Annotated in this window: 12 protein-coding genes and 1 pseudogene; 6 read left to right on the top strand and 7 right to left on the bottom strand. The window is 69.9% G+C overall.

Annotation, left to right across the window (positions count from 1 at the left end; all coding sequences use genetic code 11):
• Positions 1-83: 83 nt before the first annotated feature.
• Complete coding sequence (locus IO29_RS28530; protein WP_030382682.1) at positions 84-473, top strand: hypothetical protein; 390 nt, start codon at positions 84-86, stop codon at positions 471-473.
• A gap of 74 nt (positions 474-547) precedes the next feature.
• On the top strand, positions 548-1183 hold the full coding sequence (locus IO29_RS28525) for a GNAT family N-acetyltransferase (RefSeq protein ID WP_030382681.1): 636 nt from the start codon (positions 548-550) through the stop codon (positions 1181-1183).
• Positions 1184-1767: 584 nt separating this feature from the next.
• Here the strand turns inward: IO29_RS28525 and IO29_RS28520 are convergent.
• Together IO29_RS28520 and IO29_RS28515 are read right to left on the bottom strand one after the other, a co-directional pair.
• Positions 1768-2151: a hypothetical protein gene (locus IO29_RS28520; RefSeq protein WP_030382680.1), complete on the bottom strand. Its 384-nt coding sequence runs from the start codon at positions 2149-2151 to the stop codon at positions 1768-1770.
• A 124-nt stretch (positions 2152-2275) separates the two neighbouring features.
• A complete protein-coding gene (locus IO29_RS28515; protein WP_030382679.1) occupies positions 2276-3538 on the bottom strand; it encodes a hypothetical protein in 1263 nt (420 codons plus the stop codon).
• Between the two features lie 231 nt (positions 3539-3769).
• Here IO29_RS28515 and IO29_RS28510 point away from each other — a divergent pair.
• Positions 3770-4681, top strand: a pseudogene (locus tag IO29_RS28510) (IS5 family transposase); the annotation flags it as partial.
• Positions 4682-4706: 25 nt separating this feature from the next.
• Here IO29_RS28510 and IO29_RS39740 read toward each other — a convergent pair.
• Positions 4707-5156, bottom strand: a complete 450-nt coding sequence (locus IO29_RS39740; protein ID WP_234307666.1) for a hypothetical protein — start codon at positions 5154-5156, stop codon at positions 4707-4709.
• Between IO29_RS39740 and IO29_RS39105 the strand changes: the two genes are divergently transcribed.
• Positions 5067-5264, top strand: coding sequence for a hypothetical protein (locus tag IO29_RS39105; RefSeq protein WP_030382677.1), 198 nt, complete (start codon positions 5067-5069; stop codon positions 5262-5264). The genes IO29_RS39740 and IO29_RS39105 overlap by 90 nt on opposite strands.
• A 53-nt stretch (positions 5265-5317) precedes the next feature.
• Here the strand turns inward: IO29_RS39105 and IO29_RS28500 are convergent, their stop codons facing one another.
• The gene (locus tag IO29_RS28500; RefSeq protein ID WP_158709390.1) at positions 5318-6034 is read right to left on the bottom strand and encodes a hypothetical protein; all 717 of its coding nucleotides are present in this window, start codon (positions 6032-6034) and stop codon (positions 5318-5320) included.
• 687 nt (positions 6035-6721) lie between these two features.
• Here IO29_RS28500 and IO29_RS28495 point away from each other — a divergent pair.
• Positions 6722-6952: a hypothetical protein gene (locus IO29_RS28495; RefSeq protein WP_158709389.1), complete on the top strand. Its 231-nt coding sequence runs from the start codon at positions 6722-6724 to the stop codon at positions 6950-6952.
• Positions 6953-6992: 40 nt separating this feature from the next.
• Here the strand turns inward: IO29_RS28495 and IO29_RS28490 are convergent, their stop codons facing one another.
• On the bottom strand, positions 6993-8039 hold the full coding sequence (locus tag IO29_RS28490) for a hypothetical protein (RefSeq protein WP_030382674.1): 1047 nt from the start codon (positions 8037-8039) through the stop codon (positions 6993-6995).
• Between the two features lie 703 nt (positions 8040-8742).
• Between IO29_RS28490 and IO29_RS35755 the strand changes: the two genes are divergently transcribed.
• Positions 8743-9729: a hypothetical protein gene (locus IO29_RS35755; protein ID WP_158709388.1), complete on the top strand. Its 987-nt coding sequence runs from the start codon at positions 8743-8745 to the stop codon at positions 9727-9729.
• 94 nt (positions 9730-9823) lie between these two features.
• Here the strand turns inward: IO29_RS35755 and IO29_RS28480 are convergent, their stop codons facing one another.
• On the bottom strand, positions 9824-10249 hold the full coding sequence (locus IO29_RS28480; protein WP_030382672.1) for a hypothetical protein: 426 nt from the start codon (positions 10247-10249) through the stop codon (positions 9824-9826).
• 12 nt (positions 10250-10261) lie between these two features.
• A complete protein-coding gene (locus tag IO29_RS28475; protein ID WP_030382671.1) occupies positions 10262-11053 on the bottom strand; it encodes a hypothetical protein in 792 nt (263 codons plus the stop codon).
• Between the last annotated feature and the right edge of the window lie 138 nt (positions 11054-11191).

The raw sequence follows: 11191 nt of genomic DNA, 5'->3' as shown, positions 1-11191 counted from the left end.
GGCCCCTCCTCACTTCACCGGCATCACGCCGGGATTCCCATCTGTGCGCCGGCTACACGGCGCCCGCGCTTGCGAGGATTGTCATGCACCTGGAACCCATGGTCTTCCGCTTCACTGCCAGCGGCCCCAGCGCCGAGAGCGCCTTCGCGAAGCACGCCGCCAAGGACCGGGAACTTCCGGTCGACCCGTTCTCGCGGCGCGCTGACCTGACGAAGGTCGGCCGCGTCACCGTCGTGCACGACCGTTCCGCGCTCGGCCCGGTCTTGGCGGGCTACTTCAACGCCATCTCCGTTCCGTCATCTGTCCCGTACGGCGCTCCCCTCTGCGAGGACGACGCCGACTGGCTGGCCGACCGCCTGATCGAGGACGACGCCCCGTGCGTCCGCTCCGGCGGCGCGGGAGCGCTTCTGCTCGACACCGCCGGGCCGGAGCCGAGCTGGCTCTTCTTCGGCTGGAGCACCCCGCTCGGCTGACCACCTCGCGCCCAGCCCCCACCGACCTCCAGCCGTGCCACAACGGTCCGGCTGTCACCGCCAAGGACTCGACCATGCCTGTCCCCACCCTCACCGACACCGACATCCGCGTCCGTACCGCGACTCCGGAAGACGGCGACACCCTCGTCGATCTGATCTCGCTCGTCGACCTCCAGTTGCGGGCCGAGGAGGTGCCCGGCGCCCTGGCCCCCATGCGGCACGCCCTCACCCACAGCGACGACGGACCGCTCTCACACCGCAGGAACCACTTCCTGATCGCCGAGAACAGCGAGGGCGTCCCGGTCGGAGCCATCACGTGCGGCTTCGCCAAGTGGATGTCCGACCCGAACCGCTCGCCTAAGATCCTGCGGCGCAGGATCGTCGAGCGCATCTCCACCGTCCACGGCCTCGCCGTGGTCCCCGCCTATCGAAACCGGGGAATCGCCCGCACGCTCCTCCAGCACGCCGAGGAAACGTTCCGGGACGCCAGATACACGGTCCTGACTCTGCGCCACGACCGAAGGCTTACGAAGTTCTACGGGCGGCTCGGCTACATCAGCCACAACCGCCTGTCACTGAAGTTGCCCACGGGAGAACTGCTCAGCATTGCGGACCGGGGGTGGAAGCACGCATTCAAGGTCCTCTCCCCTACCGCCTCCATCACCACGGTCCAGGGAATGCCTACCATCACCGGCGCGCTGTCCAACTGACATCCCACCAGCCGCGCTCCGGTGCCCATGCGGCACCCGCCGGGTGCCCCTGGTTCCAATGCCGTGGCAACGGCACTGAACCACAGGGGCACCCGCCAAAGCCCCTGGTGAAGACCGGCGGCTGCTCCCCACCCGTTCGGTCACTGCGATTCGTCGTCTCCGCATTCCACGGCGGGGGGCTCCTGCCAAGTCAGGGTCTCCAGAGGCGACTGCAGGCGCCGAGGCGGGCCGGGCAGAGGCTTCATCACGGCGGAGGCCTCGTCGCTGAAGTAAACGACGGGCTTGCCGGGAGTACCGACGGGCCCGGGTCCTGCTGTGCGTGAAGTCTTGGTGGTCATCTGGTCCCCCTGGTTCGTCACGGGCCGTGCCCGGCTGAAGGCCGGCACCCAAGCCGACTGCGAAAGCGTACCCATTGTCCGAACTGTTGCCCGAGAAGATTTCTCCGGCGGTCGTTTCACCACGTCATGCCTCCTTCTCTCCGTAACGGCAACTCGCCACTCCTGGCATGGTCGCGTGTAGGCACCTCCGCCGCGGACGCGTCGACCAGCTCTCTGGAGTCCAAGCCTCGTCGCTCGCCCGCCGCCTCACGATCGACTCTCGGGAACCGCCGGGCCTCGTAGCGGCCGACTCAGCTCGTACACCCATCGGTTCCGCCCGGCCAGCGCCAGGCTGGAGACGGGCTCGGCGACCTTGCTGACGACGTGGGCCATCTCGTCCATGAGCACCATGGTCGGCTTGGGCGCCACCAGGACGACGTCCACAGCCGGTCCTCGCTCACGGACCGCGCGCGCCAGGCGGTGGAGCTCGACCTGGCCGGGGTGGCGGGCCCGGAGCAGTTCCTCGTCCATGAACACGGTCACGCGGCCGTCCGCGGTGTCCGCGAACGGTCCGAACTGCTTCCTGGCGGCCTCCGGACCGAGCTCACGGCACTCGACGGTGTGCAGGGCACGCTCAGCAAGGCCACGCACTGGTCGGCGTCGGCGCCGGCGGGCAGTGGTGCCTTACCTCGTCTGATGGGGCCTACGAACGCTTCCAGGGCTGGCGGTTGATCGCTCATCGTGCGGTTGCTCCTTCTTCCGAGGTCGGTGAGTTTCAGGGCTGGCCGAGGTGCTGTTCGTACCAGGCGGTCAGCTGGGCGGGATTCTGCGGGAGGGACCTGACCAGGCGGAGAAGGCCTTTACGGACGGGCCGCACCTCCGTACGGGTCAAGGCGGACAGATCAGTGGTGCGCAGGGCGGCGAAGCCGGCGAGGTGGCGTTCCTCGAAGGTGTGCGCGCCCGGGAGGCTGTCGGCGGCGGCGAGGTAGCGGGTGGCGAACGGGTCGAACGCCGCACGGTGGGCGGCGAGGTGGCGGAGGTAAGCGGGGCTGTCGACCGAAGCGGTGTTGGCGGCTTCGCCGTGGTGGGGAGAGGGGAGCGCGCACCAGTCGCTGATGAGAGCGGTGAGGGTGGCCGGGCGGTCGGGCGGGGTGTCGGAGTGGGGATCAGCTCGCCAGTGGCCGTCGGCTGCTCCCTGGATGGAGCCCGCGCGGTCGTGGAGGCGGCCGAGAACGCTGGCGAGGGTGAAGAACCCCAGGACGTAGTCGGCTTCGGCGATGACGGACCGGATGGTGGGCTCGGCCGGCACCACCGCGGGGAGTACGAGGCGCTGCTTGCGGTGTTCACGCTGGAAGGGCAGGCAGACCGCGGCCTCGATCGCGGCGTGCTCGGCAAGCAGGACGGCGGCGCTCTGTGAGGGCGCGGCCTCTCGCTCCCATTCCACGCTGTCGTCTTCGTCGGCGAGGTCGCTCGACCCCAGTGCGTCGAGGCTGACGCGATACACCCCGGTGGTGGTGGCGGTCAGGGTCAGGACGCCTTCACGGCCGGGCAGGGGCTGGGTGTGCTGAAGGGTGCCGTCGGTCCTGTCGCGGGTCCAGGCCGGGCGGTTGGTGGGGCGGGTCGCGGCGGCGAGGGCCCAGTCGAGCAGGTGGACGAGCTCTTGCTTGCCGGCGCTGGCGAGGTCGGTACGGGAGGTGTCCGAGGGACGGCTGCAGAAGTGCCGACCGATGCGCTGGAGGGCTTCGTCGGGAAGATCGGCGACGGTCTCGGCGCCGGGCGGGAGGCAGGGGTCGCTTCCGTGAACCGTGCCTTCGGGGTACGTGCGGCAGCTTCCCGCCCAGCCGCCGGCGGCGTACACGCTGTAGTGGGCCGGGTCGGCGAGGACGCGCGTGGCAACGTCGAGAACGTGCTCGGCGGCCTGGACCACGACAGGGTCCGTGCGTAGGCCGGCGATGTGGCAGAGGGCACGTGCGGCGGGGTGATCGTCGGTGCCGGAAGGCGCGCGGGCGGGTTCGAGTTCGGTGACGAGGTCGAGCACGGCTGTGTACGGGTCGGCAGGGCCCGGGGCGGGGATCGGACCGGTGGGCCAGAGGGCCGAAGGGACGGACCGGGAAGTCCACACCGGCAGGACGGTGGGGGTCGCCTCGCACGCCTCGATCAGGTGAACCTCGCTGCGGTGGCGGGTGGTGAGTAGCTGTTGTCTTTTCGATCTTGAGCGGTGGCGGTCGAACGCGGGTTCCCGGTCGAGTGATCCGGCCGTGGCCGGAGCATGAAGACGGGGCCTCCTGAACAGCTCGTGGGTGTCGAATCCATAGAGCAAGAGGAGGCCCCGGTGCTGCAGTCTTCCGTGCCGATGGGTGGGCAGTCCAACTCTCCCGCTCCAACGTGTGATTGCCTCGCGCACGTGTACGGCAACGCGGCTGACTGGCCCGAGCGGCAGCGCCGGTACCCGTCGGACATGACGGACGCGGAGTGGGCTGAGGTCCGGCCGCTGCTGCCGGTGCCGGGCTGGATGCGCGGGCGGGGCGGCCGGCCGGAGGGGTACTGCCACCGCGCGGTGCTCGATGCGATCCGGTATCTCGTGGACAACGGGATCAAGTGGCGGGCGATGCCCGCCGACTTCCCGCCATGGGACCGCATCTACGCATTCTTCCGCCGCTGGCGCGACAACGCCCTGGTCAAGGAGTTCCACGACCGGTTGCGCGCGAGGGTCCGCGAGGAGCTGGGGCGGGACGCGCAGCCGTCGGCCGGGGTGATCGACTCGCAGTCCGTCAAAGCGGACGCCGTCGTCGGCGCGGACAGCCGCGGCTTCGACGGCGGCAAGCTCATCAACGGCCGCAAGCGGCACGTCGTGGTCGACACCCTCGGCCTGCTGCTGGGCGTGATGGTCACCGCCGCGGATGTCGGCGACCGCACCGCTGCCCAGGCCCTGCTTGAGCGGGTGGCCCGGGCACACCATCGCCTGGCCCTCGTCTGGGCCGACGGCGGCTACACCGGAAGCCTTGTCGAGCACTGTCTGGCCACGTTCGCCCTGGTCCTGGCGATCGTCAAACGCAGCGACGACATGCGCGGCTTCGTGGTGCTGCCCAAGCGGTGGATCGTCGAGCGTCTCTTCGCCCACCTGATGCGAAGTCGCCGCCTGGTGCGCGACTTCGAGCGCCGCACCGCCAGCGCCGAGGCGATGGTCTACTGGTCGATGACCATGGTCATGACCCGCCGCCTGGCCCGCTCACGCCGCGGGCGGGCGTGGATCGGCCCGGCGCAGGCTCGGCCAGCCAGCCGCGCGCGACCAGGCGTTTCGCCTTCGACCTCAGCGCCTCCACCCGCGCCGGCACCACGTCCATGCCGAACGAAGCGGCCATCTCCTGGCAGGTCAGCGGCCCTTGATGGAGCCGGGCGCGGTCCGCGAGCACGGTGAGGATGCGCTGGTAGTCCACCGACAACGCCGACCACGCAAGCCCTTCACGCCACACCGGCACCTGCGACTTCGCCCTTGCCGCTTCCGGCGTTGACGAGGCCTCCTCGGCCTGTCCGTCGGCGGTCGGTGCTGTCCGGTCGGCCTGGTCGTGGCCATTCCCCGTCTCCTCTGCCGGGGCAAGCACCTCGCCCACCCGCGAGCGAGCGATGGCCCATTCCTTCCAGTCCCGCTCGGCCACGGCCAGTTCAGCCTGGATGCGGTCGGCCTCCTCCCGCAGCTCGTCCACGCGACGGCGAGCGACGACCTCGCGCTGTTCCAGCAGCCCCACGACCGACGGCATCCATGACCTCCACAGCAGCGGCGACACGACAGACCATCACTCCCACAGGATCACCGGCCCTATGCCCGACCAGCGAAAACGCCGTCGTCAAGCCCGGAAAGACAACAGCTTCTGAACAGGTGGACGTGACCGCTGATACGAGTGAGGGGGTCGAGGAGCCGGACCCGCCGCAGCGTGGCGCTGAGGTGGCCGGCGATGCCCTCAACTTCGGCTTCCTGTGCGGCGGTGTACTCGGGCTCGCGGCGGAACTGGGGGATCCAGTGCGGCATCAGGCTGCTCTGGTCCGCGGATCGGCGACCGAGCGCAGCACGCCAGTCGGACTCGCTGATGTCCGCGAGGAGCACCTTCGTCCCGGGCAGCGTCAGGAGGGTCCCCCGGCGATGGCCGGCCCAGCGCAGGCCTGCGACGCCGGTCCCGCCCTCCCGGTAGGCAAGGGCGTCGATCCACCGGTCCAGCTGAGAGGGTGCGATCCGAACCACCAGTTCGTCGGGTCGGGGGGTGAGGCTGCGGATGCCGAACGGGCCGCCGGTGAGGGTGGGACGGTGGCGGCCGTAGGCAGCGATGAGCGCGTGGAAGATCCGTGCCTCGCCCCGAACCTGTTCAGGCGTGGCCGTCGGGATGAGGTGCTCGAACTCCGTGAGCTCGGCTCGCGCCGTCTCTTCGGATTCTCCCGTGGCCATCTGGCGCAAGGCCACCGGGGAGATGGCCGTGCCGGTCGGGCGAAAACCCTGCTGCTGCCGGGGTGTGTGCGAGGTGAGGGTGTAGGTGCGGGTCACGTGCATCTCCCGAGGTGAGGTCCTCTGTCACCTGCTACAGGTGTGTGGAAGGCACGCGGTGTGACAGTTGCGGCGCACGAGTTTCAAGCAGCCTGGACAACGGCATGCACGGCTGTCCTTTGACAGGGAGGCTGGACCGTTTGCCTCCCGAGTTGGACCGGCGTCACGTACTCATTCGTTGAGGGCCCACGCGCAATTGGCAGCTGCCGCTACTCTGGGGGGACGGCGCCGCAGACTTCGGGCACGCGGCGCCAGGCCATCCGCTTCGGCGGAGAGCCAAACCAGCACCTCCGGCCAACGCCGGGGGCAAAGCGCCGTCGGGCGCCCCGATGCAACGGCGTCGCCGCATAAGCGGTGGCGCCGTTCGCAGATCACTGGCAGACGGCCCACCTTCCATGTCAGCGGACAACGGCAGGAGATTCCTGTGGCGCGATGCCACCCCCAGGGTGGAGCCGACCCGCACGATCGGGTCGGCTACTCCAGCCGTGGCGGCCCTTCGCCGGGTCGAGGATCGCAACACCCGCAGTCCGGTGCTCTCGCACCGGCGTCCCGTGCTGCCTCAGTCCGCTGCGGAAGGAAGATCCTCTTGAGGCTCGACGTGTTCCATCTGGACACCCCGCCCACCGAGCAGGACTGGGTGGAGCTGAGGAGCTACGCCCCGGCCGACGACCACTTCGAATGGCGTGCATGCTGACCGAGCAGGACATCGACGCCTCTCACCGCTACCGCGATGATGTCCGCCGGATGCTCCATGCACTTCCCGGCGCGTCCGCGCGTCCGCAGGAGATCGGCGAGCTGTTCCTGATCACCACCGTTCGCGAGGCCATGCGGTTGGCGGTGTGCGTCCTGCGCTTGGAGCAGATCGGCGAGCTGCGCCGTGCTGGTGACGGTCTCGCTTTCACCACCACCAGGGCGTAGCTGTGTCGCGTCGGCGCAGTCTCGACCGCGGTCTCGTTCGTCACCGCTCGCGCCGTCGGCGCAGCATGCGGAAGGCGTCTGTCCACCGGCGTTGCCGGCGCGCCGGGGGCGCGGAGGGCAAGTGCTGCGGGGGCGGAGGGATCGTGGGTGGGGACGCAGGCGGTGGCGGGAAGGCCTGCGCGGGGTTCGCGGACGATGTGGGGGACGGGATCACGGTCCCTTGCGGGGGTGTCTCGGCATCCCGTTGTCTGGTCGGCTGCGGATGCTCGGGCGAGGGAGCCGGTTCTGTCTGAGATTCGGTGGCGGAGGCTTCGGTCGCGGGGATCGGGGCGGGCTGCGGAGGGGGCGGGGCGTGCCGCTCGGCGTAGACCTCGCGGGCTCGTCGGTCGCGCCAGCGGTAGCGGCCCTCCTGGGCGGCGTACAGCTCGTCCATGATCTTGTGTGCGTCGGCGGGGTGGAAGGCCACACGGGTGCGGGTGAGGGAAGACAGGGTGATCGGGACCAGGCCCCAGCAGTCTGCGGTCGGAGCCGGCCGGGGTTTGCTGATCCGCCAGTCGTCCCGGGGGTCCTTGTGGGGCGGCCACTTCGGCCAGGCTGTCCAGTCCTGCTCGGGGCGAGCGGGGTGCCGGAAGGAGTGGTAGCCGTAGGGCACCAGCACGAGCTTGCCGTCGAGCCAGTACACGTGTCCGCCGGCGTCGAGAATGGCGAGCTGCTGTTCGGTGGGGGCGACGCGCTGGTGCTCGACGTCACGGCCGCTAAGGCGGACCGTGTGGCTGGGGAGTTGGCCGAACTGGCCGAGGTCTCGGCGCAGGAACCAGACGTGAGCGGCGCCGGCATGATGCTCGCGGACCGCGTGGATGCGTCGGCGTACGGCCTGCATGCCGGGGAGGGTGCCGGGTCGTTCGATGACCACGGTGGTGTCGCCGCACTGCGCGACGACGACCGGTGGCAGCCCGATCGGCTGGCGAGGGTCGTCTCCGGGAGAGGCGAGAGTGCAGCCGGTGACACCGGGCAGGGCGCGGATCTGGTGGCTCAACTGGATGACGACCTGGTCCTCCGCGTCGATCTGCGCCTCCCGGTCGGCCATTCGGCATGGGCCTCCCCCCTGGTGGGCGAAGTGCGGCGTGACCTTCGCTTCGGGCCGGGCTCCCCTGAGGATCAGCGGATCCGCGCAGGCCCTGCACAGGTATCGGCCGCCTGCCAGGCCGATCGGAAGGCCTTCTACCCCCTGAGCGACATGGATCGGCCGCCTCGTCTCGGTGTCCCACGCACTTGCACCCATACGCTGATCATGACCGGCGTCGGGGTCGTCCGGCCAGGCCTTCTCCCGCCACCCGGGCCGTCCGCACCACCAGGGCCAGCAAGACGGGATACGGCTTGCTCCCGAAGGTCGCCGGGCGGGAGACCTCGCTTCACGGCGAAGGTGACCAAGGCGCGCGGCAGGAAGTCCGTACTGTTCCATGCCATTCGGAGGAACGGCGCTGACATCTGCGGATGTTGGATGCCGGACCACAGCCAACCAACGGCTTGGCGGCCGTGCCGGTGATCACGAGAGGGGTTGGCCATGGCTCACTTCTCCCCGTCACGGCGGGCTGCCCGTCCCGCCACGAGCTGGTGAGCTCGGTCAGGTGAAGACTCGTCGAGGTCCACTCGTCTCGGCGTCTGAACGCGTTCACGTACCGTGGCTCGGACCGATGCAGCGGCCCGCGCCCACGCGGTCGCCACCGGGATCAGGACAGGCACCGGCGGAGCATCGCCTAGGGGACTGTGGTCGTACACGGGAGGAAGCGTTGAAGGAGTCCAGGAAGGCCACGGGCAGCGCGACCCGTCCGGTCCTTGACCCGGATGCGGAGCTCTCGGACGCTACTCGAAAGGCTCTGCGGCAGTCCCTGGAGGACCCTCGCCGCTACACGGGCCCCCTGGTCAACCCGCTGTGGGCGGCTGTGCCCCTTCTGGCGCGCGGCGGCGCGGGAGTGGCGGCTGCCGCCATGGTGTGGCGGTGGACCGGCGGCGTTGAGATCGCGGACCCCTCTACGGACCCCTCGACCCTCGTCGGTGCGCTGGAGCAGCAGCTGCAGAAGGCCGTCGACCTGGGGCACGCGCTGCTGTCCGTTTGGCCGCTGGCCGCCGGCCTTGTGGCCGTGCTCGGCGCCGGCCTGATCGCCGACCGGGCGCTCTACAACAGACAGCTGCGTCGGCTCGCCGCCGTCCAGAAGCACCTGGTGCATCCGAAGGTCCTGACCCCCGACGCACGGGAACTCCTGGCCCGGGCCAAACGGGCGATGACGGCCGTGCTCGACTCCAAGGTGCACCGTGAGAAGTGGCTCGATGCCCAGCGCAACGAGGCGGCCTTCCCCCGTCAGGAGTGGACGATCGCCCGAGATCTGCGGGACTACAGCCGAGTGGCACGCAAGGCTCAAAGGATGCCGCAGGCGACGGGCAACGCCACGGTGGCCGAGCTGCTCGCCTCTCGCCGATCTGTTCTCGCGACGAGCCTGCACGGCATCGAGCGGCGGGTGGCGGCGCTGGAGGCCTACGCGGAGCAGGTCGCGGAGGCCGACGCCCGCTACGCCGAGGTACGGGAGATCGAGAGGCTGGCTGCGGGCAGCGACGAGCTCCTTGACCTGCTGGCCCGCACGACGGCCGAGGACCTGGCGGTCGCCGAGATCGACAGGCTGGCCGACGAGGCCGTCGTCGTCGCCTCGACGTTCACCAAAGCACTGGAGTCCGCCAAGCAGGCCGCCGTGCCGGTCCTTCCGGTACGGGAAGCGGCCTAGCTCTGCTGTCCGTGAGGTTGGCATCGCGCAGTACAGTCGAACGGCGCCCGCAGCCAGTTCGGATGGCTGCGGGCGCCTCGTTCGGGCTGAGGTGTCAGGCGCGGGTGGGTGCGATGTAGCGCCGCACAGCGACCATAAGGCCGAAGGCCAGGGCGAGACCGGCCAGGTGGGAGCCGCCGAGGACGGTCTTGGCGCTGGCACCGGTGAGGTCATGGTCGTGGGTGAGGATCTGGCCGGTGCCGTAGCAGACGCCCCAGATGATCATCATGGCTGCCCCCAGAATGACGACGCGGGCACCTACGGGGAGCCACTCCGGGCCCTTGGACGGGCCGATCTTGGTGTTGACGTGGGCGATGTGCGTCGCCAGGGCCTGTTCACGGGTCCCCGCCATCTGTCGGGGCATCCGGCCGCAGGAGCACGTGGCCCGGAACCGGGCGGCCCCGGCGGCGGTGGACGCGTCCTCGTCGATGACGAACTCCGGCACGTGCCGGCCGTCGTCGATGGCGAATCGGGCGAGCATGCTGCTCTCCTGTCAGTTCTGGGTGGCCAGACCGAGAGTGTCGGCGGCGAGTGCCTTGCGGCGCGAGTGCTCGGCGTCCAGTTCCTCGTGCAGCCGGGCGGCCTCCGCCTCGGCGTCGATGTCGGGCTTGCTCACCGGGGGGTGGCCGGCGGGGAGGATGGACTGCTCGTAGGCGTCGGCCAGCAGGTTGTCTCCTTCGCCGCGCTGGAAGGACCCCTTCCTCTGCAGGAGGTCGGCGGCGGCCTTCCACGCGTCGATGGCACGGTGCGCACTGTCCACGGCGACGACGTAGGCGTGATGGCCATGCAGCCAGCTGCCCTTGCTGTTCGGGTCGGCCAACGCCTCCCACCGGACGTCGACCAAGTGCCGGGCCCGGTCGCGCTCGGCACGGGCCTCCTCTTCGTCAACGAGCGCGGCGCGCAGGTCGTTGTACTGCCCCACCGCGAGGCTCAGCGTCATGAGCCGCCTGGCCTCGGCGTTGAGCCCGGGGGAGGCCAGGTCGCCGCGGGCTTGGAGGACCGCCCTGGCGACGGGGCTGTCGTTGTCCTCCAGGTCGGTGATGCCGTTGAGGCCCTCGACGGTGATCGGAGCAGGCATGTTCTTCTCCTTGGGGCGGCTCCGGGGGTCGATACCCCGAGCCCTGAGGTCGTCGTAGATGGTCTGACGGCTTCCGACGCGGGCTGCCTCGGCAATCGCGACCACGGTGGCGCCCGCCTCCCAGGCCGCGGCGACCAGGTCCGCACGGCGGCCGGGGACGGACCACTCGCGCAGTGCGGCAAGCGCGTCTTCTCGTTCCGTACTCACACAACAATCATGTGTCTAAAAAATAGACATGTCTAGTTGCTAGTGTCCTGCGCCGGAGATCCGTCGGCAGAAGCGGGCGAGGGAGTCGAGGATTTCCTCGGCGGTCTTGGTCCAGATGAACGGCTTGGGATCTTCGTT

The organism is Streptomyces sp. NRRL F-6676 (assembly GCF_000725625.1).
GTDB lineage: Bacteria > Actinomycetota > Actinomycetes > Streptomycetales > Streptomycetaceae > Streptomyces.
The sequence above is the reverse complement of the archived record's forward strand: the minus strand, read 5'-3'. Positions and strand labels throughout refer to the sequence as shown.

Bases quoted from the DNA above. Each gene is read 5' to 3' on its own strand.
- IO29_RS28495 (WP_158709389.1), top strand. From the start codon at position 6,722: ATGCTGACCGAGCAGGACATCGACGCCTCTCACCGCTACCGCGATGAT.
- IO29_RS28530 (WP_030382682.1), top strand. From the start codon at position 84: ATGCACCTGGAACCCATGGTCTTCCGCTTCACTGCCAGCGGCCCCAGC.
- IO29_RS28480 (WP_030382672.1), bottom strand. From the start codon at position 10,249: ATGCTCGCCCGATTCGCCATCGACGACGGCCGGCACGTGCCGGAGTTC.
- IO29_RS28525 (WP_030382681.1), top strand. From the start codon at position 548: ATGCCTGTCCCCACCCTCACCGACACCGACATCCGCGTCCGTACCGCG.
- IO29_RS28490 (WP_030382674.1), bottom strand. From the start codon at position 8,039: ATGGCCGACCGGGAGGCGCAGATCGACGCGGAGGACCAGGTCGTCATC.